Annotated in this window: 25 protein-coding genes and 1 tRNA gene; 11 read left to right on the top strand and 15 right to left on the bottom strand. The window is 44.5% G+C overall.

Translation table 11 applies throughout. The features are described from left to right. Positions 1-332: 332 nt before the first annotated feature. Entirely contained in the window at positions 333-458 is a 126-nt protein-coding gene (locus HGO97_RS24555) for a putative holin-like toxin (protein ID WP_408610866.1), read from the top strand. Positions 459-619: 161 nt separating this feature from the next. Here HGO97_RS24555 and HGO97_RS16990 read toward each other — a convergent pair whose 3' ends face one another. The 11 genes from HGO97_RS16990 to HGO97_RS16940 all read right to left on the bottom strand — a co-directional run bounded on the left by HGO97_RS16990 (position 620) and on the right by HGO97_RS16940 (position 13704). Further along, positions 620-3001: a GH39 family glycosyl hydrolase gene (locus HGO97_RS16990; protein WP_246597529.1), complete on the bottom strand. Its 2382-nt coding sequence runs from the start codon at positions 2999-3001 to the stop codon at positions 620-622. A 272-nt stretch (positions 3002-3273) separates the two neighbouring features. Continuing rightward, a tRNA-Lys gene (locus HGO97_RS16985) sits at positions 3274-3346 on the bottom strand. 171 nt (positions 3347-3517) lie between these two features. Further along, positions 3518-4975, bottom strand: coding sequence for a sulfatase family protein (locus HGO97_RS16980; protein WP_216244086.1), 1458 nt, complete (start codon positions 4973-4975; stop codon positions 3518-3520). A gap of 1 nt (position 4976) precedes the next feature. After that, on the bottom strand, positions 4977-5723 hold the full coding sequence (locus tag HGO97_RS16975) for an ABC transporter ATP-binding protein (RefSeq protein WP_216244178.1): 747 nt from the start codon (positions 5721-5723) through the stop codon (positions 4977-4979). Then, positions 5716-6522, bottom strand: a complete 807-nt coding sequence (locus HGO97_RS16970; protein ID WP_216244084.1) for an ABC transporter ATP-binding protein — start codon at positions 6520-6522, stop codon at positions 5716-5718. The genes HGO97_RS16975 and HGO97_RS16970 overlap by 8 nt, the downstream gene beginning before the upstream one ends. Continuing rightward, a complete protein-coding gene (locus HGO97_RS16965) occupies positions 6501-7280 on the bottom strand; it encodes an ABC transporter permease (protein WP_216244082.1) in 780 nt (259 codons plus the stop codon). Before HGO97_RS16965 ends, HGO97_RS16970 begins: the two co-directional genes overlap by 22 nt. A gap of 3 nt (positions 7281-7283) precedes the next feature. Continuing rightward, a complete protein-coding gene (locus HGO97_RS16960; RefSeq protein ID WP_216244080.1) occupies positions 7284-8051 on the bottom strand; it encodes an ABC transporter permease in 768 nt (255 codons plus the stop codon). 94 nt (positions 8052-8145) lie between these two features. Continuing rightward, the gene (locus HGO97_RS16955) at positions 8146-9234 is read right to left on the bottom strand and encodes an ABC transporter substrate-binding protein (RefSeq protein ID WP_216244077.1); all 1089 of its coding nucleotides are present in this window, start codon (positions 9232-9234) and stop codon (positions 8146-8148) included. A gap of 48 nt (positions 9235-9282) precedes the next feature. Beyond that, the gene (locus HGO97_RS16950) at positions 9283-10353 is read right to left on the bottom strand and encodes an ABC transporter substrate-binding protein (RefSeq protein ID WP_216244076.1); all 1071 of its coding nucleotides are present in this window, start codon (positions 10351-10353) and stop codon (positions 9283-9285) included. Between the two features lie 135 nt (positions 10354-10488). After that, a complete protein-coding gene (locus HGO97_RS16945) occupies positions 10489-11931 on the bottom strand; it encodes a response regulator transcription factor (RefSeq protein WP_168866700.1) in 1443 nt (480 codons plus the stop codon). A 27-nt stretch (positions 11932-11958) separates the two neighbouring features. Then, a complete protein-coding gene (locus HGO97_RS16940) occupies positions 11959-13704 on the bottom strand; it encodes a sensor histidine kinase (RefSeq protein WP_216244074.1) in 1746 nt (581 codons plus the stop codon). 201 nt (positions 13705-13905) lie between these two features. On the opposite strand from HGO97_RS16940, the gene HGO97_RS16935 reads away from it, so the two are divergent. Continuing rightward, positions 13906-14619: an L-2-amino-thiazoline-4-carboxylic acid hydrolase gene (locus tag HGO97_RS16935; protein ID WP_216244073.1), complete on the top strand. Its 714-nt coding sequence runs from the start codon at positions 13906-13908 to the stop codon at positions 14617-14619. Positions 14620-14724: 105 nt separating this feature from the next. Here the strand turns inward: HGO97_RS16935 and HGO97_RS16930 are convergent, their stop codons facing one another. From HGO97_RS16930 to trmB, 3 genes are all read right to left on the bottom strand, one after another. Next, the gene (locus tag HGO97_RS16930) at positions 14725-15036 is read right to left on the bottom strand and encodes a thioredoxin family protein (RefSeq protein ID WP_216244071.1); all 312 of its coding nucleotides are present in this window, start codon (positions 15034-15036) and stop codon (positions 14725-14727) included. A 98-nt stretch (positions 15037-15134) separates the two neighbouring features. After that, a complete protein-coding gene (locus HGO97_RS16925) occupies positions 15135-15332 on the bottom strand; it encodes a hypothetical protein (RefSeq protein ID WP_216244069.1) in 198 nt (65 codons plus the stop codon). 120 nt (positions 15333-15452) lie between these two features. After that, positions 15453-16103 (bottom strand): tRNA (guanosine(46)-N7)-methyltransferase TrmB, encoded by a 651-nt coding sequence (gene trmB / locus HGO97_RS16920; RefSeq protein WP_216244067.1) that lies wholly within the window; start codon positions 16101-16103, stop codon positions 15453-15455. A gap of 254 nt (positions 16104-16357) precedes the next feature. On the opposite strand from trmB, the gene HGO97_RS16915 reads away from it, so the two are divergent. From HGO97_RS16915 to HGO97_RS16875, 9 genes are all read left to right on the top strand, one after another. After that, entirely contained in the window at positions 16358-16669 is a 312-nt protein-coding gene (locus tag HGO97_RS16915) for a hypothetical protein (protein WP_216244065.1), read from the top strand. A gap of 3 nt (positions 16670-16672) precedes the next feature. After that, positions 16673-17719, top strand: coding sequence for a V0D/AC39 family V-type ATPase subunit (locus HGO97_RS16910; RefSeq protein ID WP_216244063.1), 1047 nt, complete (start codon positions 16673-16675; stop codon positions 17717-17719). Further along, on the top strand, positions 17716-19662 hold the full coding sequence (locus HGO97_RS16905; protein ID WP_216244061.1) for a V-type ATP synthase subunit I: 1947 nt from the start codon (positions 17716-17718) through the stop codon (positions 19660-19662). The genes HGO97_RS16910 and HGO97_RS16905 overlap by 4 nt, the downstream gene beginning before the upstream one ends. A 14-nt stretch (positions 19663-19676) precedes the next feature. Beyond that, positions 19677-20108, top strand: coding sequence for an ATP synthase subunit C (locus HGO97_RS16900; RefSeq protein WP_216244060.1), 432 nt, complete (start codon positions 19677-19679; stop codon positions 20106-20108). 1 nt (position 20109) lies between these two features. Then, entirely contained in the window at positions 20110-20418 is a 309-nt protein-coding gene (locus tag HGO97_RS16895) for a V-type ATP synthase subunit F (RefSeq protein ID WP_216244058.1), read from the top strand. A 17-nt stretch (positions 20419-20435) separates the two neighbouring features. Then, complete coding sequence (locus tag HGO97_RS16890; RefSeq protein WP_216244056.1) at positions 20436-21023, top strand: V-type ATP synthase subunit E; 588 nt, start codon at positions 20436-20438, stop codon at positions 21021-21023. After that, entirely contained in the window at positions 21016-22782 is a 1767-nt protein-coding gene (locus tag HGO97_RS16885) for a V-type ATP synthase subunit A (protein ID WP_216244054.1), read from the top strand. Before HGO97_RS16890 ends, HGO97_RS16885 begins: the two co-directional genes overlap by 8 nt. A 14-nt stretch (positions 22783-22796) precedes the next feature. After that, the gene (locus HGO97_RS16880) at positions 22797-24185 is read left to right on the top strand and encodes a V-type ATP synthase subunit B (protein ID WP_216244051.1); all 1389 of its coding nucleotides are present in this window, start codon (positions 22797-22799) and stop codon (positions 24183-24185) included. Between the two features lie 71 nt (positions 24186-24256). Continuing rightward, a complete protein-coding gene (locus HGO97_RS16875; protein WP_216244049.1) occupies positions 24257-24883 on the top strand; it encodes a V-type ATP synthase subunit D in 627 nt (208 codons plus the stop codon). Positions 24884-24959: 76 nt separating this feature from the next. Here the strand turns inward: HGO97_RS16875 and HGO97_RS16870 are convergent, their stop codons facing one another. Beyond that, positions 24960-25454, bottom strand: a complete 495-nt coding sequence (locus tag HGO97_RS16870; RefSeq protein ID WP_216244047.1) for an EAL domain-containing protein — start codon at positions 25452-25454, stop codon at positions 24960-24962. Positions 25455-25594 lie beyond the last annotated feature (140 nt).

Raw genomic sequence — 25594 nt, 5'->3', positions numbered from 1 at the left:
TTTCTCTCCTTTTTATTTGCTGCTTGTTTCTCTTTCATCTTGATATCATTATATCGGATAACATTGAAGATGACTTTCCCCGGATTAACCTTATTTACTGCCGGATTTTGACCCTTTTTTTTGGGCGCAAAAAAATAGGACAAAAAAAGCATATACTTTTTTGTCCTATTGGTCTGAGGAGTATTATGTTTGTAACAGATTATCGGGAATAGAATTGAGTTTCCCGATCAATATGGTAGAATACGTTCACGGAAAATACCCATGACAGGGTGGCATCCTCCCGGAGTCTGATAACCGGTCCGGCGGAATACATACGAGGGGAGGTGGCGCATATGACAGCTTTCGAGACTATTACAGTCATTATAGGTATATTAGCTTTGCTGATATCCTTCGGCAGCTTAATTATCGCGTTGCTTGCCTTTCTCGATCGAGATAGGAACCACAAGCGAAAAAAATAATGCCCACCCCGTCGGCAAACGGAGTGGGCGCCTCTCATTGAGAGGTAAATAACCACCTTCGGGAGCATCCACTTTGGAGTGGGTACTTTCCTTTTCTAAAGACATTATAGCATCTGTTAATCCTTATGTAAAGTTTATTTTAATACCTTAACTGAGTTCCTCTAATACTGATAATAGATCTCCATCACCTTGATCTCATGTGCCTTCATCTGTGTCTCTACCCACAGTTCCCCGTCTTCCACCTTGATCTTGCGCATCCCGACCTTCGGCATGGCCCCGCGGCGTATATAATCGACTTCACCCTTTGACAGATTCTTCATATAATCCATCTCTCTCCAGATATCCTGCACACTTCCATTCTCCGGATTCACATAGAATACACGCATGATATACTCCCCATTCTTCACATTCTGAATGCGGAATTTTAAATGAATCGTGTCCAGATCTTCATAAAGTTCATACAGATCATCGACTCGGATATCCTTCTCTTCCTTCATCGTATAGCGGTAATTAAACTGCTTGCAGTTGTGGCAGACGATCGTATAGATCCCTCTTCCATTTGTGGAGATCAGCGCATTCTCGGTCTTTCCCAGCATCTGATCCTGCAAAAAATGCAGGAAATGAAAGGCATAAAAGGATGGCTTCTTAATACCATCCCGTGTAAGAAGACCATTGTCTCCATACAATACCGCTTCTGTATCATAATATTCCGAATTAAGATCACAGCCGTGCCAGAATCCCATCTTGTCCACATTTCCAACGGAATTGATACAGGACTTCATAACATAAGCCCCCTGTGCACAACTGTCGTTAATGCAGTTCCGGTTGGAGATTGTAAAGTTCCACTCCGTTATATGAAGCTCCTCAGGCAGAAAATCTTCTTCTCTTAACACCTCTTTAAAAATATCCAGCTGGTTCTTCACAAAGTTACTGTCTAAAGAACGCTTTCCAAAATACATTCCATTCTGCTGGATCAACAGATAGGAGTATGAATACACACTGATAAAATCCGGTTTGATCCGGCGTTTCTTCCAGTTTCTGATCAGGTCATGATACTGATAGCGGTCGTAACCCAATGCAAATCCAGCCCCGCCAGCCTTTATTTTTTCTGAGACCCGCTTCAATGCAAGATATCCAATCTCAAAGCAGTCAAAATACCATCCATTCTCATCCAGCATATTCAGCCGGTCGTCCTTCCAGAGCTCAAAATACCAGGTCTCGATCTCATCCATTCCATAGCGGTTGACCAAATGGGAGGCCAGATCATTCATTACCTTCTCATAACTGTCACGCTCATGGAAGATGATGTGATTATCCTTCTCTGCCAATGTGGAATTAATCGAATAGCTGACATGGATTGGCTTAAAAGACAGCTCAATATATGGTTTCAGACCGTTTTCAACGAGGAAATCCAGCCCGCGGTCAATTCGGCTGAAATTATAATGCCAGTCCCCGTCCCTCTCTTCATACATTTCCTGCACAAAAATATTCCAGATGCGGACATATTTGAACCCGATTTCTTCTTTCATCATCAGGACCTGGCGCTGTATATCACAGTCCAGCAGAGCCTCGATCTTCCCGACATTGATGATCTCGCACCAGGACTTTTTAAGCGGCACCGTCTTCTCGGCATCCACGGTCACAACACCCAGATTCTTTGTCGCTGTCTCATCCGGCACAAAATTATTTCCTGCCAGATAGTCCTTTACCCTCTGTTCGATCTCTGCCCTAGACTGTTCTTCCTTTTCATCCCCCTGCGTCTCCTGCCTGACACTGGTCCGGTAAGCAGAAGGCGTCATATGATAGACATCCTTGAATGTCTTGTTGAACGAAGCTGTCGTCGAAAATCCATTGTCCAGCGCGATCCGGGTAATCTTCTTTTCCCCATACAAAAGCTCATCCACTGCATGGAACAGCCGGATATTATTCACATATTCCACGAAGCTTAAGCCAAATCTCTTTTTAATATATTTAGATAGATATGCATTGGACAGGTAAAGTTTCTTCGCCAGATCATTCAGGCTGATCTGCTTCTGATAATTCGCCTGCACATAGTTCTGAATCTCAAAAACCCTGGAATTGTCCGGTCCCCCTTTATCTTTCAGCCGGATATCATCCGACTTCACCATAAAATAACTGGTCAGCACATACAGCGCCTCATAATAGATACTGTTCAGATAAAGGGCGCCTTCCTTTTCCTTATCGTAAAAACGGTTCAGGATACGGTCCAGAATCCGCCCGAGGTGGTCATACGCCTCATTTTTATCCGCAGTAGTATTACACCAGAACAGAATCTGATTCGTGCCAAGATAATCCGACAGCATGGAAAAATTAATGCGGAATCTGGCGAACAGAAGCTCCTTCTCCGTCTCAAAGAGAGAGTGCCTCTTGTTCACATTCACGAAGAGAAAGTCCCCCTTCTCCAGTTCATATTTCTCAGTTTCGATCTGGACCTCCGCTTTCCCATCAAGTACGTAAAGAATCTCCGGATTCTGATGAAAATGCATACTCTGCACTTTCGCTGTATCAAATTCAAAATCCATGATCGTCCGCATTACTTCCATCTTCTGTCCCCGCTTCCTGTAAAGTGGATATTCAACATCCGTTTTATTTTCTCATGAAGCAGTTTGTATCTACTGGCTCTGTTATTCCCCGACACCTACATACTTCATCTTTAATTCTTTCAGGCCTTCCACTTTTTTCTGAGTCATAGCGCCGTCTCTGATCTCATTGGAGTACTCCCATTTTCCGGGAGCTTTTACGCGAAAAAAACACCGTCCCCGTGACTCCAACTCCACGAAAACAGTGCTTCGAATGCGCGATCAGGGGTTCGAACCCTGGACACCCTGATTAAGAGTCAGGTGCTCTACCAACTGAGCTAATCGCGCAAGCCTTATTTTGTTTGCATCGTATTCCCTCGACGCAAGTGATATTATATCTAATCTTTCGAGAAAATGCAACCCCTTTTTTAAATTTTTTTTATTTTTTTGAAACTTTTTTTATTTTCCTGTCATCAGTGGCTATAAACCGACTCTGACAAGAATAATCTGCGGAGAATTTTAATATTCTCCGCTAGCCCTGATATCTTCCAGAACAGCCCCAAAGGATTCCAGCGGCTCAAACCTGACATCATGAGGATATTGCCGATAATCCCAATCCAGTTTATGGATATCTCTCACCTTCACGCTCATGACTCGTTTCAGCAAAAGCAGCGTCATCTCACTCTTGATATCTTCGTATGCTTTATCCTGATACAGATTATGTAACTCATGCGGGTCTGATTCCAAATCATATAGTTCTCCTCTGTCATCTGCATAAATAGAGAGCTTCCAACTGCCTTTTCTTATCATGGCACCGGGTCCAAAAGAGGTTGGTGCATGGGGTGCCGTTAATGTAAACCCGGGAATCGCGTCCTTATAAGTTGGACAGCCGCCCCCGGCTTCACACAGAATCGTTTCTTTTCCGCTGACATCGCCTTCATCCAGGGCACTTACCCAAGATTTTCCTACCATAGTCGGCGGAATCTCTATCCCCAAAATCTCCAACAGAGTGGGCACCATATCAACCTCTTCTGTTAGTCCATCAAACACAGTACTTCTCCATCTCCCGTCAGGATGTACCAAAATAGCCGGAATATGAGACAGGCATTCATAGAAAGTAGGGTTCTTATGAGTCATGCCATAATCGCCCAACAGTTCGCCATGGTCAGAAAAGAACAAGATAACCGTCTTCTTATCCTGTTTTGTTCTCTTTAAAGCCTCCACAAGCCGACCTACATTATCATCAACATAACGAATCTGCCCCATATAATGAGCAATCGCCCTTTTCAGATCTTCATCCGTACATTGATCCATTTCCGAATGCTTTCTAAATACCTCGTTCTTGACCGGCTGGCAATCCTTGTCATATTCCCGGAAGGTAACAGGTATCTCAATCTCACTGGGATTGAACATCGTATCATATGGGCTGGGACAACAAAAGGCCGGATGCGGGTCCTGATAATTTATCCACAGAAGGTATGGCTTTTCCTGATTGTTTTCCACAAATTGAATTGCTTCTGTTGTTAATCTGTGGGTAATATTAAAAGGATGTTCCTCCTCCAATGTAAAAGAAGAAAAAGAATGCTCATATTGTGGATGCCCATCGTAATTGCCAAGGCAGATTTCATCCAATTCATCCCAAAGCTTTGGCAGCTCCGAATATGTGAACAAATGATTTTTCCCGAACATCCCCGTGGTATATCCGGCCTGTTTGAGTGATGTCACTACATTCGGTACGGATGGAGAGATCGTGGACCAGTAATTTCTGTGATTATGTTCTGAAAAATACGTACTCGTAGCAAAACTGCATCTGCTTGGTCCGCATAAGGGCGCAGCACAGTACATATTTTGAAAACGCACCCCGTTTTCCGCCAGCGCATCAATATGCTTCGTCCCAATACTTTGATGTCCATAACATCCCAAATAATCAGCACGCATCTGATCCGGGGTTATAATAATCAGGTTATATTTTTCCATATTACCACCATTTTATCAGATCCGTCACCTTATTTCTGAGCGCTACAAATTCTGGATCTGATACCTTTCTTGGACGTGGGAGATCATTCATGATTTCCGTTTTTATATGTGTGGGTTTATTTGTCAGGACAATAATACGGTCTGACAAATACACGGCCTCCTCAATATTATGAGTAATGAACAATACCGTAGTTTTGACTTCATTCCACATTTTCAGTAATTCATCCTCCAGCTTATACTTTAACGTTAGATCCAACTGCCCATATGGTTCATCCATAAGCAGAAGGTCCGGCTCTATGGCAAATGCCCGGGCTATCACGACTCTCTGCAGCATACTTGCGGAAAGCTGGCTGGGATAATAATTCCGATATTTATCAAGTCCGACCATATTGATGACATAATCCGAGCGTTCTTTTAGCTTATCAGGAGGAAATCGTTTTGCCTTCAAACCAAATTCCACATTTTCCTGAATATTCAACCACTCCATTGTAGAGTATTCCTGGAAGATATAAGCCAGATTGTGTTTCTTCGGATGGATATCCTCACCATCGACCTTGATGCTTCCCTTATTAATATCATACACCTTCGTCAATGAATTTAAAAATGTTGTTTTTCCACAACCGGTAGGACCTACAATACAAAGGAACTCTCCGTCATATACATCAAAAGAAATATCATCCAGGACAAGAAGATCTCCAAAAGACTTTGTCAGATTTTTCACTTCCACCTTTACTTTTTTCTCATTCATCTCCATGTCCTGCCTCCTCAAAAGTTCCGCTGATTTCTACACATTGCGTAATCTCTTCCCTGAGCGACAAAAATTGTTTGCTTGTATAGTCTCTTGGCCGCGGAATTTCAATCATATATTCCTTTTTCACTGTTGTGGGCATATCCGTCAGAACCACGATCCTATCTGCCAGATAAATTGCTTCCTCCACATTGTTCGTAACAAAAATGACTGTACGCTTTTCTTTTGAACAAATTTTTTCGATTTCTTCCTCCATTAAATATCTGGTCTGTGCATCCAGATGACCGAATGGCTCGTCCATAAATATCACATCTGGATCGTTGCAGTATGCCCGGGCAATCCCCACACGCTGCTGCATTCCGCCAGAAAGCTTTACCGGATAACTGTCTTCAAATCCAGTCAGTCCTACCAGATCAATATAATACTGTGCCCTTTTCTTCCATTCCGCCTTCTTGACTCCCTGCATTCTCGGTCCGAAGGACACATTTTTCATCACGCTCATCCAGGGAAAAAGTGCCGTTGTCTGATAGACCATTCCCCGGTCTTTACTGGGGCCATCCACCTTTTTCCCATTTACCTCTATTTCCCCGCTCGTTGGCTCTACAAGCCCTGCCATCAGATTTAGAATCGTCGTTTTTCCACATTGTCCCGGTCCGAACAGAACTAAGAACTCATTTTCCCTGACCTCCAGATTCAGATTCCGAATCACCTCGTTTTCTTCATCCTGTTTTCTGTTTTTTGCATAAAAAGTTTTACAGAGATCTTTACATCTGACTGTTATTTTCCCCTTTCCGTCCATGAACACAATCTCCTTTCTAAAACTCTCATAATATTTGCCAGGGCAAATCCAATAATAGCAATGGAAATCATACCGACCAGAATGAGGACTGTATCCCCGGTGTTCATTCCCATATTGATGATCCATCCGGCCCCTTCGTAAGAACTGATCATCTCTGCTGCCAGAACTGCCATCCAAGACGTTGACAGTGAGACCTGAAGCCCAGCAAAAATATATGGTATTGCACTGGGCAGGATGATATTTGTAAAAATCTGAAACTTGTTCGCACCTAGAAGTTCGGCCGCACCTACTAATGTCGGATTCACTTTATTGGTACCATCGAACGAATTCAGTACGATATTCGCAAATCCCCCCATAAAGATGATAAAATACTTGGTCGTCTCCCCGATTCCAAACCATAGAATGGCAAGAGGTATCCATGCGAGTCCTGGAATCGGACGGATGATATTAAAGATAGGTCTTACAATCGCATTCACTGTTTTTGAGTACCCCATCGCAACTCCCAGGATGATTCCTGTTATAGAAGACAGACCGAAACCAATAAATACGCGCTTCAAGCTGTACAGCACATGCATCAAAAGAGTATACTTTCCAATTGGTACAGTCAGGGACTCCACAAATCTCTGGAAGACTCTCTGCGGAGTCGGGAAGAACAGAGAGACCTTTGTATAGGAGGCAGCAAAATACCATACTAAAAATACACTTAGAACCGCCAATACCCCAACGCCCAGAGCAAGGCTTTTTTCTTTTGTCTTCATCTTCTACCTCCTCACGAACTTCTTTTCCAAAAACTCAAGTGTTCCTGTCAGAATGGCACCCACTCCTGCGATTACAAGCATTCCCATCACAATGATATCTGGACGTCCGATCGTCCTTGCAATCTGAAGCATATACCCGAGTCCTTTTGTTGCTGCCACAAGCTCTGCTGCTACCAGAGTCATCCATGCAACTCCCAGAGAAACTCTTAATCCAGTAAAAATCATAGGAAGGGCCGTTGGAATTGCAATTTTCCTCAGAATTTCAAATTTGGTCAGTCCAAAAGTCTTGCCTACATTGATATGTACTTCACTTGTCTGTTTAATTCCTGAATAGGAGTTAATGATGCACGGGATGACTGCCGATACGAAAATAACCATGGCCTTTGATTTCAAATCGATCCCAAGCAAAAGTATCATGATAGGAACCCATCCAATAGGAGGAATCGGCCTGACAAGGTCAAAAATAGGTTTTACGAACAAATCGACCGGCTTATACCATGCCATCAGGATTCCCAAAGGAATTCCCACTACCGCGCCAAAGATGTATCCTGTCAGGGCAACCTGCAGGCTGGCAGCTACGTGGACCAACAGGACCGAACCATCCGGCGACGGATTCACCAATTTTATAAAAAATGCCTGAAATGTCTTGATCGGGCTCGGCATGGAATATACCGGGAACAGATGTAATACATCTGTGACCATCTCCCATAAGACAAAAAAGCATACCATGGAAATTGTTGAGATGACCATATACTTTTTGCTTTTCTTCATATCCTCATTTCTCTCTTTCTAACTTCATAGTGCTGCCACATAGAGAAATTTTCCAAGTATTGGAACCTCTTTGCAGCAGCACCCTGAATTTCATCTATTTCAGTGCTTCGTCAAGAAATTCTGATGTTGTGTTGTTCTTTACAGTTTCCACTTTATCGCTGTCCAGTTTATCCTGTGATACCATAAATTCCGCATAAGTTGCTTCGTACTCCCCCAGTTTCAGCTTTTTCGCTTCTTCTGTTGTCACAAAAGGCTTAAGGTCGCATTCTGCCTGGATATCTTCGTCCGTTGCGGAACCTCCGTTATCGTTGTACCACTTTTTAACTGCTTCGAACTTCTTCTGCGGATCGGCCTCCAGTTCATCATTTGCTTGATAAAGTGTCTTTAAAAATGCCGGGATGACTGCCTTAATATCAGAGTTATTATATGCCTTATCCGTAATCGTGATTTCCTCGTAAAGCTGTAAGCCCAACTGCTCCAGATCCGCCACCTTCACCATAGTATCATCTGTCTGGAAACAATACGGGGATGTGAGAGCTGCCACATCTGCCTGTCCGCCCTTGAATGCCTGATAGCACTGTGCGAATTCCATATGTACCATCTGTACATCCGTCTCCGGCACGCCGATTGCCTCCAGCCACTTTGTTACTGCAAGCTGTCCTGTTGTTCCAGTTGTCTGTACAATCTTAACTCCTTTGACAGTATCCGGTGACCCCAGTACTTCCGGGTATTCTGGATTGACACCCTTTTCTCCTGCCAGGGCAGAATCTTTATAAGCCCATATTTCATTACCACCAGTTCCATTAATATGGCTGGCAATGACATGTGCATCAAAATTTGCTACTCCAAATACAAATGCACCGCCAATCGTTGCTACATCATAGGAATCAGATGCGATTGCCTCATTCATGGGTGCTCCTGTCGGGAACATGACTGGCTCAATCTTAAATCCATTGGCTTCATCCAATTTATTGTCTATGATATAACCAATCTGTGATGAAATATAGAATGGCATGACCGCCACCCTAAGGACCGGAAGTTCACCTGAATCTGCATCTCCCTTTGAATCTTCAGACTTCGCTGTTTCCTTTTTTTCCTCTGTTTTCCCTCCCGACTGGCAGCCGACTAATGATGTGAGTGCTAAAGTCAGTGCAAGAAATCCCGCTAAAGCTTTTTTCTTCATACCTTTTTCTCCTTTTATTCCTTTTATTTTAAACAAGACAATTCTTGTTTAATTCTCCCCACCTGCAAAAGCCTCCTGAAATAACTCACGATCCACATTTGCTTCCACATTAGGAAGGCCGATCGGTGGAATATTTCCGATAGCTGCCATATACTCTGCATACTTCATTTCAAAATCCCCGAATTGACCGACCTCATAATTTTCTCTCGTGACCAAAAGCTTATCTTTGCACTCCGCTTCCAGATTTTCTCTTGAGACCTTTTGGCCTTGACTCTTGTACCAGTTCCCACATGCCTCTATTTTCTTCTCCTGGTCAGCCTCTAACATCTCATTCGCGTACAAGAGGCACTCCATAAATCGGACCAGCTCATCCCGCTTCTCTTTGTGAGCTTCTTTTGTCGCCAGGATCACCTCGTAGATTTCTGTGTGCAGAGACCTTGTATCCGCTGCTTTCTGAAAGCCCTCCTTTTCAGCACGGTAAGAATAAGGCGCACTTAATACAGCGATATCGCCCTCTCCTTTCAAGAATCTGTCATAATTATCCTCAAAGGTCCCATAAGCCAGCTTCACGGAACTCTTCTTTACACCAATAGACTCCAGCCATTTCATTCCCAGATACTGCTGTGTAGTATTCACATTCATAAGGATCTTGCTTCCCCGTACCGTTTCCAGATCTCCACAGACTTCGGGATAAGTCGGGTTAAATCCTTTGACATCCAAGATACTGCTGCCATTTCTCACATAAATAGCATCTCCACCCGTAGAGCAGATATGCTCTCCTATGACGACTCCCTTATTTTCTACGAGGGGATATAAAAAGGCTGCTCCGACCGTAGCCACATCGTACTGATTCTTTTCAATATCTACGATTTGTTCTGCGCCAGATGGATATTCCACAGGAATCAGTTCTAATCCAAATTCCTTATCCAGCCCCTTTTCCATCACATATCCAACCGCAGAGCTGATATAATAAGGCTGTACGGCTACTCTGAGAGGTGTCAGAGTCTGTCCGGCCGTCTTTTCTTCCTGCCTGTCCTTTTCTGTATGCATCTGTCTGCTGCATGCAGATATCACTAGCATTAAAATAACAGTGTAGATCAACAGTTCTTTTTTCTTCATCTCTTCTCCCTGCCTCTAATCATATCTTACCGGATTCTGCAAAAAATCAAATGCACAAAATTGTAAGCATATTGCACTTTCCTGACATTCCCTCAGATTTCATCTGTGGATTTCCTGCATTATATTGACATTTTGTCAATTTTTATAAAAAAATGGATTCACTCCTGTTACTTTCTTGAATACCCTGGAAAAATAGGAAAGATTGGAGTACCCTACCTTTTCCGCCACTTCATATACCTTGAGTTCTGTTTTCGTAAGCAGCTCCACTGCCTTTTGTATCCTATAATTTGTCAAATAACTGTTGAATGTTACTCCTGTTTCTGCCTTAAATAAACGGCAGAAATATTCCGCATTAATATTTACATAGTCCGCGACCTCTGATAAAGATTCTATGCGGTCGTAATTATTCACAATGTAGGCAATTGCTGATTTTATATAACCAGAATATGCCCTTTCTCCTAAAATCATGGTTCCCTTTAATTCCTGGAGGAATGTATCCATCTTATCCTTCATTACAGCAAGACTTTGGGCAACAGCGATGCCCTCTTTTGTTTCATTGCACAGTTCCTCCATTTCATGTCCGGCAAATTCCATTTTTACTATCTTATATGCATCTACAATGTCCCGAAAACATTCCCTCACTTGTATAAGGTCGAGAATCTGCTCTTTTTCTAACACTTTGAATAACTCAGAAATATATTCCTCCGCCTCTTCCTGGCGCTCCTTATGAATCATGGATACGATATTTTTTCGAATGCTCTTAATCTTCTCTATTCCGCCGCTTTCCTCTCTGTACATGAAAACATTCTGATGAGGTTCATAAAAACCAAGGTTCAAAGCCATCCTTGCCCGTCTGCAGGCCTCAGGTACATCTTCTGAAAATCCAGAGAATCCGATTGCTGTTCCCTTTAAGACTGCTATGTTCTGACAGAACGACATCGCTTCCCCAAAACATGCTCCTGCAGAATGCCGATTTTTATAACTACACACCCAGATAGAAATACCTTTCTCATAATAACCATGTTCTATGTGCAGAACAAAGGTATTCAAATAACTGTCAAACACCTCCTTCTGCGCTTCAGGTTCTTCATATGCTATCGCAAAAATAGGTTTTCCACCCTGATTCTGAATGGGAAAGCGCTCCTCGTTTCCAGGATGCTCGATCCACTCTCTGATATACTTCGTTTCCTTTAACTGTCCCTTTTTCTCCCTGCTCTCCTGATAATTAAATAAAATTTGTTTTAACACATCCGATGTAATTTCATTTTTCAGTACATACTCATTTGCCTGATATTTGATTGCTTCCCTGGCGTATTCAAATTCACTGTATGAAGTCAGCATGACAACATAAACATCTGGACGAGAAGCCTTGAGCTTCTGCAGAAGTTCCAGTCCCCCCATTTTAGGCATCTTAATATCCGTGATTACCATATCCGGCATCCATTTTAAAAACAATTCCCAGGCCTCTTTTCCATTTGATGCAGTATTTACTTCGTTCTCATCCCCTTCCAGATTCACCATGGACATCTTTAGCCATTCACGGATGGGAAGCTCATCATCTACAATTAAAATTCTCATAATCTCCTCCTTATTATGTCGAAATCTTTAATCTATCACCGGCATTTTCACAAAAATCCTTGCTCCCTCCTCATAATTTGTATCAATACTTAATCCATATTTCTTACCAAAAGTCATTTTCAGGCGCTCCCTGATGTTATTCATTCCAATCATATTTGACTGTTCTCCCGAACGAATTTTCCGGCTCAGCTTCATGAAGTTCTCATCTGTAAATCCGACACCATCATCTGTCACAGTGATAATCATATCACCGGCCTCTATCTTGAAGCTGACAGTAACATGAATACGCTCTACTTCATCGTCCAGCCCATGGAACAGAGAATTTTCCACAAGTGGTTCCAGAATCATCCGCAGTACTTTCTTCTGGTACAATTCCGACGGGCATTCAATTTCCAGTGAGAACTGGTCTCCATACCGATACTTTTGAAGCACTGAATAGTCTTCTAAGAACTTAATCTCCTGGGCCACATCCACAAACTCACTCTTATAGGACAGAATATATTTTAAAATGGAAGTAAATGCATCGATAATTCCAATCGCGCCTTCCTTATTCCCCATATCGACCAGGCAGCGTATAGAGAACAACGTATTATACAAAAAATGAGGACTCATCTGTGACTGCATAAAACCCATCTCCGCGGCTCGTTTCTTCTTTTCTGACTCCTTGATTGCAGTCACAAGGCCTCGGATTCTCTGATTCATATAATTGCATTCCTCGCAAATCGTATTGATCTCCCGCCATCCTGAAACTTCAAATGTTTGTTCATTCTTCTCTGAACGCCCCACCTTCTCTAACTCATACACTAATTCCTTCAGGGGCCTGGCCGTCCTCTGAGATATGTACAGACAGACCAGCATACTGACCGCAAAGATTACAAGCCCGATCAACACCATTCGCCTGCCTATGGACTGCACATCACCCAAAAGCAGCTCCAATGGAATCTCTTCAACAATCATCCAGTCCAGTTCCTGATTCTTGAATATAGAAAATAAATATTTCTTCTGACTTTTTTCGATGATACTATAATTCTCATGCTGGAACATCTGGTTCATCACATCCATATCATAAAATCGAATCCCTATTAACTCTTTGTTTTTATGCGATACAATATTCCCATCATGATCCACGATATAAATATCATTTTGGCCGGACAACGCTTCAAATACCTGACTGAAATTATGTTCATATATGTTGAATAGAAACAGACCGATGAATTTACCATCTTTATCTTTCATTGTCCGCGCAATCGAAATCACACTTCTCCCCTGAATGTCTTCATATGTAGAAATCCACTTTTCTTTTTCCTCCATAACATCCAGAAACCATAGTTTGTTCCTATAATCGGCCAGTGACTGCATACGTGTTTTCGGATCAGATGTATACACATACCCATTTTCCATTAAAAACGTATAGTAAAATTCAAGTCCCGTCGCCGCCTGGGTCATCCCTGTCATTTTCTCAATGTTATTAAAATGATCCTGTATCTGTTTCTTCTCTTCTTCTGTAAAACTGCCATCATGATAGATCTCTGTCAGATTTTCATTATAAAAATACAGGTTGGACAACATTTCTGCATTCGATTTAATTGTAGAGACCTTCTCGGATATTTGACTCAGGACATCCACACGTGAATTCGATATTTTCTGGACCATCAGCTTCTCAAACATCTGAAATGAAATAATCCCGCTGATTCCCAGAGTACATGTGATAATACATGCAGTCAGGATAATGAGGATTGTCTTTAACTTTAAAGGGGCACGTCTTTTATTCATATTTTTCTCCAATCAGATACATCGCTTATAATTTCATTTTAAATGTAAACCCAAAATAAGCAACCGAAACTTAATTGAAAAATAAAAGAAATCAGTAACCTTTCCTGTCTGTTGCACTTGTGTACCCCCTCGTGTTATACTTTCCTTAAAATTCACTACTGATCCACGCAGATAAACTTTTCTTTCCAAAAGGAGGCCCTCATGACAACAACATCCCCTATCACATGCACAATTGAACACCACGCCACTCTTTTTGCACTTTTGTCCAAATATGCGATCACCGAACACGGTGAAAAGGGCAAGGAGGCAATCTTAAAGGGTATGACAAAGTACGGAAATGAACGCGGCAGACGTATGGCACAGAATGCCCTTGCCCACAACGATCCTTTGAACACCATGACTAATCAGGCTTATGGAGAATGGGTGCCGGATTATCCAGGGCAGATAGAAGCCGGCCCTATCTGCATCGAACCCACCTATCAGACCTATGTATCCAAATGTGCCTGGTGCAGCGCCTGGCAGAAGCATGATCTGTTAGAATACGGCAAATATTACTGTCTGAACGTGGACAATGCAGTCTACCAGGGATTCCGCTCTGATCTGACCTGCCGGCTCATGGCCCCGCCGCTGAGCTGGGGCGGCGAACGCTGCGAATTTGACTGGGGACATCCACTGACAGAAGAGGAGGCTCGTCTCCTCGCAGAAAAGAAAGCTGAGCTTGGGTTATCCTGCGTAAAAAACTTTACATATCACACCGCACATATCTTATATACCATCAGAACCACCCTGGAGACAGAACTTGGCGAGGCTGGAAAAGCTGTTGTGAAGAATGCCGTCAGGGATTACGTGGAACTGTTCGGTCAGGAATATTTTGATGTACTAGATGGAGTATACGAAGGAAAGCAGCTTCCTTAAACTTTTCTATATGATTAAAAACGGCGGTATCACTCAAAACGTTGAGAATACCGCCGCCTTTCTATATGATATTACGTTTTCTATGCTCTTACCGCTACAAGCCTCCTAAGTTTCCATCATCTCCACCAGCACCTGTTTGTCAAGCACTCCATTCGCCGCCGATACAGGCTTTCCATTCCGGAACACCACAAAGGTCGGCACGATTTCTATGTCGAACTCTGACGCCAGGTCGACACTTTCATCAATATCGATCTGGCATACCTTGACCAGACCATCGTACTCTTCTGCAAGATCATCCACAATATCCGCCATCATGGCACATTTCGCGCACCAAACAGCAAAAAATTCTACCAAAACAGGAAGCCTTGATCTAAGCACCTCCTGAGAATAATTTTTCCCGGTTACTCTGACCTTCATAGCCGTCACCTACTTTTTTCTTCCTCTTCGATTTTCTCTTCTCTCTAATCACCTATTTTCAACGACAATTCCCGCTGTTCAGATATTCACAGACCTCATCAAATGAACGCTTCAGACACATTAGTTTTCGGTTCAGGTCCGGCCTGCAGTACATCCTGTGACAAACATAATCCTTCCATCCTCTGCCCTTCATGATCCGCCTCCAACTGCCCGCTTAAGGCTTGAATTCTTACCACACCGTTACATACAGAGCTTTCTATCATGCCCCGGAACATGCAAGATCCGACATGAGACATGAAAGAAAATCTCCTCACTCTTATCATATGAAGATATGAAAAAAATGTGAATAGAGACATCCGCATATCATACCTGCCATGTCTCCATTCACATTTATCATTCTCTTATTCTTGTTCCTTTTACTTTCTCAACGCGATCAGCTTATTGATAGGATTCCCTTTGGCTGAGAACTTCTCCTCATATTCCGTCATCACATTCCCTTTATTCATCACCTCATGATGATGCAGATCATATGTATAATGCTCCAAAATCCATCCTGCCTCTCTCACCTGCTCGAGTGAGAAGTTAAATAATTCTGTATTATCCGTCTTGAATTCTACCTTTCCTCCCGGTACAAGAATCTTTTCGTACCGTGCCAGGAATTCCACAGATGTCAGGCGCCTCTTCGCATGTCGTGCTTTCGGCCACGGATCAGAGAAATTCAGATAAATCTTCTCTACCTCCTCCGGCGCAAAAACCTCTTCCACATCTCTTGCATCCATGCAGACGAACCGGACATTATTTAACATATTGAACTCTTCCGTGTCATACTTTTCCACTGCACGCAGGAGTACACTGGTATAACGTTCGATTCCGACAAAGTTGACCTCCGGGAATCTCTTCGCCATGTTCAGCAGAAACTGTCCCTTTCCCATGCCGATCTCAATATGGATCGGATTCTTATTGCCGAACACCTGGCTCCAACAGCCTTTCTGTGCTTCCGGGCGCTTGATCACAGTCTTATGTGCCTGAATCGTCCCTTCTGCACGCGGAATATTTCTCAATCTCATACTCTATAACTCCTTTTTGTTTTACTTCCCCAAATGACGTTTTTTATTTCTATTTATGGTTAGTATAATACAGTACAGCAAAAAATCAATCCACTTCCTGTAGAAAATCAGATTTTTTTCCAGGAATTATCATACCATATGAAGGCACTGAGCGCCAAATACAAATTAGTGTATGTCATCTCTGTAACTTGCTTTTTTCACCAAAAGGTGTATTATAGATACAACTACTATCAACGAATGACAGGAGGCAAAAAATGGACTCTATTGTAAAGAAATTATCAGAAATAGAATCTGCCGCTGCCGCAATCGTAGAACACGCTGAAGCTCAGAAATCGGTCCTGGACAAGGAATACGATGAAGCCCGACGCAGGTTCGATGAGGAGCTGGAGGAGAAGACCCAGAGCCGCATCAAGAAGATTCGGGATGAACTGGAGAAAAGCACCACCAGGCTTTTGGATGACCAGACCGGTGCGAACAGCGATTCTATCAAGGCACTGCAAAAAGAGTATGAAGAAAAGCATACCCAATATGCACAGGATATTTTAAAACGGATTACAGAGGTATAGCTTATGGGGAATCTACTTGTTTACAGCGGGATTGTGACCAAAATCCGTGCTATGGAGGCCAAGCTTTTAAAGCCGGAACAGTTCGAAGAGATTGCCAATCTCCACAATGTGCCGGAAGTCGTTTCTTATCTGATGGAGCATACTTCCTATACAGATATCTTAGAAGAAATTGATGATACCAGGCTGCATCGCGGAGACATCGAAAAGGTATTGGTCGAATCGCTCTATCGGGACTACACGAAGATTTACCGCTTCTGCAGTCTAGAACAGCGAAAATTCCTGCACTTATACATTAAGCGTTATGAGATTGATCTGATTAATTATTGTTTCCGTATTGTGATCAATCATTATGCCGAGCCCTTCGACATCAACTACAAGAAGCCGTTCTTTGACCGGTATTCCCAGATTTCTATTGAGAAGCTGATCACCTCAAGGACAACGGATGAATTAGTTGAGAATCTAAAGGGTACGGAGTACTACGAGCCTCTTCGGAAGCTGCGTGACGGTCGGGCAGTCACTTTATTTGATTATGACCTGACATTAGACCTATACTATTTCTCTTCCTTATGGAAGGAACGTAAAAAAGTATTAAAGAAAAAGGAGCTGGAGATTTTTACACGAGACTGCGGCTCCAAAATTGACCTGCTGAACCTCCAATGGATCTACCGGGCCAAGAGATATTATGATATGGCACCTGCGGATATTTATTCCATCCTGGTTCCGATCCATTACAAGATTTCTATGGATCTGATCAAGGAGCTGGTTGAGTCCTCTAATAAAGAAGAATTTTATGCTGCCATGAGGAAGACCGCCTATTCGCGGCACTATGATTTTGCACAGAAGCTGACGATTGAACAGATGTATGCAGAATGCCTTTATCATCTCTATACCGTGGACAGGAGACGCAATCCATACTCCATCGCCACGATCAATACGTATTTATTTATGAAGGAAGAAGAGCTTAAAAAGCTGACGACCGCTATGGAATGTATCCGCTACGGCCTTACACCCAGCGAGACGTTGGCGTATGTTGGAGGTAGAACGCAATGATAGTGAAAATGAAATTTATCAACATCTCCGGCCCCCGCAATGATATTGACCGCGTTACGGACCTCTACCTGTCCCGATATGAGATTCAGTTGGAATCTGCCTTATCAGAGTTAAAGACAGTGGATAACTTAAGGCCCTTTGTGGAGATCAACCCTTACCGTGATGCTCTGAATAAGGCAATACAGTTCGTCGGATATCTGCAGAATGCCGATGAGATAGAGCCTGACGAATCTCTGGGGCTGGACGATATGTTCGAGGTCGTCCGCAGGGCCAATCAGGACTATATGGAGCTGCAGGATAAGAAGGATAAGCTGAAACGCAAGATCGACGAACTGCATAAGAAGCAGCAGATCATCGCGCCATTTCGTCCTCTGGACTGTGAGCTGAGCAGGATTTTACATTACAAATATATTACTTATCGGTTCGGAAGGATTGCCGTTGAGTTTTATCACAAGATGGAAAAGTACTTAATGGATGATTTAGGAGCCATCTTTGTGGAAGGGGAGCGGGATGACAGCTTCGTATATGGTGCCTATTTCGTTTCGCCGGGAGAGTCGCAGAAGGTCGACGCTGTTTTCCGGTCACTCCACTTTGAAAAAATTGAACTTCCGGCTGAATTCCTGGGAACACCTGAAGCAGAATACCGTAAGATCGTCAAAGAGATCTACAATGCAAATCAAGAGATTGAAGACTTAGATAAACAGGCCGGAGAAATGTTGTCTGGACGCGCACCACAGCTAATCGCAGCAAAGAATCGTCTGGAAGAGCTTGCGAACAACTTCGATGTCCGCAAGATGGCGGCACGCATGGAGGATAAGAAAGAGGATTACTACATCTTATGCGGCTGGATGGCCGAGGACGACATTGAGAAGTTCATCAATGAGATCAAGGATGACGATAAGGTCTTTGTTGTTGTAGAAGATGACCATGATACTTATTTCGGTGAACCGCCTACCAAGCTGGAGAATCCGAAGATATTCAGGCCTTTCGAGATGTTCATCCAGATGTACGGACTCCCTTCACATGATGAGTTCGATCCGACCGTGTTCGTCGGGCTGACCTACTCCTTTATTTTCGGCGTCATGTTCGGAGATGTGGGACAGGGGCTTCTGCTTTTGATCGGAGGCGGCCTGATCTACTACTTTAAGAAAGCACCGCTGGCTGGAATTATTTCTACAGCAGGTATTTTCTCCACGATTTTCGGATTCATGTTCGGCAGTATCTTCGGATTTGAGAATGTAATCAAGCCCTTGTGGTTAAGGCCTATCGACCATATGACTACACTGCCGTTCATCGGAAAACTGAACACAGTGTTTATTGTTGCCGTTGCATTCGGTATGGGAGTCATCCTAGTGGCAATGATTCTTCATATTGTCAACGCGGTACGAAGCCACGATATGGAAAATATCTGGTTTGATGCAAACGGTGTTGCCGGATTTGTATTTTATGCGTCTGTTGTTGTAACGATCGTATTGTTCATGACAGGACATAAGACACCGGGCGGAATTGTCATGGCTGTGATGTTTGGCATTCCACTTTTGTTAATTTTATTCAAGGAACCTATTACAAGAAAGATCCAGAAGCGTGCGGACGCAATGGAGGAAAGTGCCGGAATGTTCCTTGTACAGGGCTTTTTCGAACTGTTCGAGACACTGTTGAGCTACTTCTCCAACACACTTTCCTTTGTGCGTATCGGTGCATTCGCAGTCAGCCATGCGGCGATCATGGAGGTCGTCCTGATCCTGGCAGGCGCAGAGAGCGGCTCCCCGAACTGGGTAGTCATCGTACTTGGCAATTTATTTGTATGCGGTTTCGAAGGACTGATCGTTGGTATCCAGGTACTGCGTCTGGAATATTATGAAATGTTCAGTCGTTTTTATAAAGGAAGCGGAAGAGCTTTTGATCCATACACAAAAAAATCGAAAAAAACTAAGAAAAAGTAGGGAGGACCTCAACTATGACTTTAGCAACAAAAATCATTCTTATCGCAGCTTTAATCTTAAGTATCATCATTCCATTCGGATATTACCTGATTGGTGAAAAGAATAAGAAACGCTATAAAAAGACAATCGGCGTGAACGCTTTCTTTTTCTTCGGTGCATTTGCCATCGCATCCATCATGATGCTCGGCGGAGATGTACAGGCAGCCGACACAGCAGCCGCTGCCGCTTCCACAGCAACAGGACTTGGCTATATCGCAGCCGCTCTGGTTACCGGTTTATCCTGTATCGGCGGTGGTATTGCCGTAGCAAGTGCTGCAAGTGCAGCCCTCGGCGCAATCAGCGAGGACTCCAGCGTACTTGGTAAATCCCTGATCTTCGTAGGTCTTGCGGAAGGTGTCTGCCTGTATGGACTGATCATCTCCTTCATGATCTTAGGTAAACTGTAAGATGAAGATGTATCTAATCAGTGATAATGTTGATACCTATACAGGAATGCGTCTTGCAGGCGTGGACGGTGTTGTGGTCCATGAACATGATGAGCTGTACACAGCCCTTCAGAACGTCCTGCAGGACAAAACCGTTGGCATCGTCCTCCTGACTGAAAAGCTGGAACGTGAATTCCCCGATATCATCGATGAATTCCGTCTGGAGAGGAAGATGCCTCTTCTGGTTGCAATTCCTGACAGGCACGGAACCGGACGTAAAAAGGACTTTATCACATCGTATATTACAGAAGCAATTGGACTGAAACTATAAAAAAGGAGGTACCCCTCTTGACTCTGGAAGAAAAAATCGCACACTTACAGTCAACCTCCATGGAAGAGGCGAGGGCTGAGGGCAACGCCATCATCGACACCTACCGTGAAGCGTTGGAAAAAGTATTACAAGATCATAAAGAAGAGGCGCTCCGCCAGTCTGAGACTCGCATCAAGGCTGAGACAGTCAGCGCCAAGCAACAGTTGAACCAGGCGATGGCCAAATCCCAGTTGGAACTAAAGCGCCGTCAGGGCAAGATTCAATTGGAATTAAAGGATAAGATCTTCGACGAGGCGAATGATCTGGTCAAAGAATTTATGAAAACAGAGGCCTATGAAGATTACCTGGTCAAATGTATCAAAAAAGCGATTACATTTGCCGCTGGGGACCCTATGGTCATCTACATCAATCCTTCTGATGACCTGCGCCGTTCTGAACTTGAAGACGCCTGTGGCATGAGACTTACAGTCAGTGCCGAGGATTTCATAGGTGGAATCCGTGCTGTCATCCGAAGCCGCAATATTTTGATTGATAATTCATTTAAGACATCTTTGCGTAATGAATATGATAAATTTATCTTTTTAGGAGGTGACGGAATTGCTTAATACTGGTACGATTTACGGAATCAACGGTCCCGTCATCTATCTAAAGGGCAACACGGGCTTCCGTATGTCTGAGATGGTCCACGTTGGCAAGGAGAAACTGGTCGGTGAGGTCATCGCACTGGATAAGGATCTGACGACTGTTCAGGTCTATGAGGAGACAACGGGACTTCGTCCCGGCGAGGAGGTCGTGGCAACGGGTAATGCCGTATCCGTGACACTTGCGCCCGGAATCTTAAATAATATTTTTGATGGAATTGAGCGTCCTCTGGAAAAAATCGCGGAATCCGGCGGCGCATTTATTACCCGCGGTGTCAGCGTAGATTCTCTGGACCACTCGAAGAAGTGGCAGACCCATCTGGTCGTCTCAAAGGGAGATTACCTGCATGGCGGAGATATCATCGCTGAAATCCCTGAAACTCATGCGATCACTCATAAATGTATGGTTCCTCCTGACCTGGAAGGAACCGTTGTAGAGACAGTTGACGATGGAGAATACACCATTGATGACTATTTAATCACGCTGGAATTATCTGACGGGACTCAGAAAAAACTGAATATGACACAGCACTGGCCGATTCGTGTGGCACGACCGACCCACCACCGTTTTCCAGCCTCCACTCCTTTGGTTACAGGACAGCGTATCATTGATACGATGTTCCCAATTGCAAAGGGCGGAACAGCCGCAGTCCCGGGTGGTTTTGGAACTGGTAAGACAATGACGCAGCATCAGATTGCAAAGTGGTCCGATGCGGATATCATCATCTACATTGGCTGTGGAGAGCGTGGCAACGAGATGACGCAGGTTCTTGAGGAATTCGGACAGCTTACCGATCCTCGTACTGGCAACCCCCTGATGGACAGAACGACTCTGATCGCCAATACCTCCAATATGCCTGTTGCTGCCCGTGAGGCCAGCATCTACACAGGACTGACACTGGCGGAGTATTACCGCGATATGGGCTATGATGTGGCAATCATGGCAGACTCCACCTCCCGTTGGGCAGAGGCCCTTCGTGAGCTGTCAGGACGTCTGGAGGAGATGCCTGCCGAGGAAGGTTTCCCGGCTTATCTGGCATCCCGGCTTTCTGCGTTCTACGAGAGAGCAGGCATGATGCACAATTTAAACGGCACAGACGGCTCTGTTACGATTATCGGTGCGGTATCCCCGCAGGGCGGTGACTTTTCTGAGCCTGTTACTCAGAATACAAAGCGTTTCGTCCGCTGCTTCTGGGGACTGGATAAGAGCCTTGCTTACGCGAGACATTTCCCGGCGATTCACTGGCTGACCAGCTACAGCGAGTACTTAGGCGACCTGGCCCCCTGGTATCAGGACAATGTGTCTCCGAAGTTCGTCGATTACCGCAACCGTCTGATGGCGCTTCTGAACCAGGAAAGCAGTCTTCTGGAGATTGTAAAGCTGATCGGAAGCGATGTACTCCCCGATGACCAGAAGCTGGTACTTGAGATCGCGCGTGTCATCCGTCTTGGATTTTTGCAGCAGAACGCATTCCACAAGGACGATACCTGTGTATCCATGCAGAAGCAGTTCTTAATGATGGATATTATTTTGTATCTTTATAAACAATCCCGTGCACTCGTTACCATGGGGCACCCGATGTCCGTACTGAAATCTGAGAATATTTTCGACAAGATCATCGCCATCAAGTATGATGTCCCGAATGACCGCCCGGAAATGTTCGCACAATACAGACGCGATATCGATGCCTTTTATCAGCGTGTGCTTGAGAAGAATGCATAGGAGGGAGATTGCTCATGTCAATTGAATATTTAGGACTCAGTAGTATCAATGGCCCTCTGATCGCATTAGAGGGGGTTCAGGACGCCTTTTTCGATGAGATTGTAGAATTTGTCGTCGACGGCACAGAACGTAAAATCGGACGTATCGTAGAGATCTACGAGGACAGAGCCGTCATTCAGGTCTTCGAGGGCTCTGAGAACATGTCCTTAAAGAATACACATACCCGGCTCACCGGGCATCCCATGGAGATTGCACTCTCACCAGACATGCTGGGCCGGACCTTCAACGGAATCGGACAGCCGATCGATGAACTGGGACCGATTACATCGACCTTAAAGCGTGACGTGAACGGACTTCCGCTGAACCCGGTCATGAGAGAATATCCACGAAACTATATCCACACCGGAATTTCCGCTATCGACGGACTGACCACATTAATTCGCGGTCAAAAGCTGCCGATCTTCTCCGGGAACGGACTTCCGCATGATCAGCTTGCCGCACAGATTGTAAAGCAGGCTTCCCTGGGCGAGAATTCCGACGAACAATTCGCCATCGTATTTGCCGCCATGGGCGTCAAGCATGACGTAGCAGACTTCTTCCGCCGTACCTTTGAGGAAAGCGGTGTTGCGGATCACGTTGCCATGTTCCTGAATCTGGCGAATGACCCGGTCGTAGAACGTCTGATCACGCCAAAAGTTGCCCTGACCGTGGCAGAATACCTGGCTTTCGAGCAGAACATGCATATCCTGGTCATCCTGACCGATATGACCTCTTTTGCCGAGGCTATGCGTGAGGTCTCCTCCTCAAAAGGAGAGATCCCCAGCCGTAAAGGTTTCCCTGGATATCTTTACAGCGAACTTGCTACTATATACGAACGTGCCGGCATCGTACAGGGCATCAACGGTTCTGTGACACAGCTTCCGATCCTGACTATGCCGAACGATGATATTACTCATCCGATACCTGACCTGACCGGCTACATCACAGAGGGCCAGATCGTACTGGAAAGAGAGCTTCACGGACAGTCCATCTATCCGCCGATTAATATCCTCCCATCCCTGTCCCGTCTGATGAAGGACGGCATTGGAGCCGGATATACAAGAGAAGACCATCAGGATCTGGCGAACCAGCTCTTCTCCGCCTATGCCAAAGTGGGCGATGCCAGAAACCTCGCTTCTGTTATCGGTGAGGACGAATTGTCTCCAATTGATAAAAAGTATCTGCAATTCGGTAAAGCATTCGAAGAAAGATACATCGGCCAGGGGCCGAACGAGAACCGCAGCATGGAAGAAACACTGGACCTCGGCTGGGAGCTGTTAGGCCTGCTGCCGAAGGAAGAACTCGACCGTGTGGATACGAAGATACTCGATAAGTATTATCGTGCGGCACCAGAAGAAGAATAGCAAAGGGGATGTGACCCTTTTGCTCTCCATATTCAGAATTTTCAGACTATTAACTAAGAAGGAGGAGTTGCATGGATCCGCGTACCTTCCCTACCAAAGGAAATCTGATGCTTGCCAAGAACTCTCTTGCTCTGGCAAAGCAGGGATATGACCTGATGGACAAAAAACGGAATATCCTGATCCGGGAACTGATGGATCTGATCGACGAGGCCCGGGATATCCAGGACGAGATCGACAGCACGTTCACCTACGCATATCAATGTCTGCAGCGTGCCAATATCGAGCATGGTATCAACATGGTATCACAGCTTGCCTATACGGTGCCGATCGAGAACTCCATCACCATCCAGACCCGCAGTATCATGGGCACGGAGATTCCCCACGTCAAATACACGCCGGGAAGCAAGACTCCGACCTACTCGTTCAGTACGACCCGGGAGTCCATCGATATCGCCACAGAAGCATTCCGCAAGGTAAAAGACCTGACGGTCAAGCTGTCTATGGTGGAAAATGCTGCCTACCGTCTGGCATCGAATATTAAGAAGACCCAGAAGCGCGCGAATGCTCTGCAAAATATCACCATCCCCATGTATACAGAGCTTGTATATAACATTACGAATGCTTTGGAAGAAAAGGAACGTGAAGAATTCACACGTTTGAAAGTCATCAAACGAATGAAGCAGAGAAAAGGCGCTTAGTAGAATAACGATTCCGGTCTCCCAGAATCTTGTGCATAAAAAACGCAGTCGAACTTCTGCCCCGACTGCGTTTTTTCTATTCTTCTATCATCTCTGCAAAGCTTTTCTGACTAACTGGGTAGTAATAATAGAACCCACTCGCCATCTCACATCCTAGTCCTTTTAAAAGCTCTGCCTGCCGTTCATTCTCGACTCCCACAGGAACCACCTTAAGCCCCAGATCATGACAAAGCCTGATCAGGTTCTCAATCACTTTATATCCCCTCTCTGTCTCAATCTGCCGTACCAGATCCTGACGAAGCTTTAATCCATTGGCCCCACAGTCCAGATAATCCAGGAATACCCTGTCTAATTCCAAGCCTGCCAGGCAGACATCAAATCCATATTCCCGAAGCTTACGGATTGTCTTCATATAGATTTCCGACCTCGTAATCTCTACCATCTGATTCAACTGAATGATGATCTGATGAGGATCGATGCCATACTGCTGCGTCACCGCGTAAAGCTGCTCTGTAAAAGTCTCATCCCCCACATTCTCGACCGTAAAGTTAAAAATCAGATGCAGGTTCATCCCCCGGTTCTTCGCTTCAAGCAGAAAATTGATTATTCCGGGCGATTAGCCCATGCGCTGAAGCGCGTTCAGCGCATGGGTATCGCCGTTTAGCAAAGGCTGGTCGCAGTTCAGCCCAGGTCATCAAGCATGTGATAGAT

The organism is Faecalicatena faecalis (assembly GCF_012524165.2).
GTDB lineage: Bacteria > Bacillota > Clostridia > Lachnospirales > Lachnospiraceae > Faecalicatena_A > Faecalicatena_A faecalis.
This window is presented reverse-complemented; position numbering and strand designations above follow the sequence as displayed.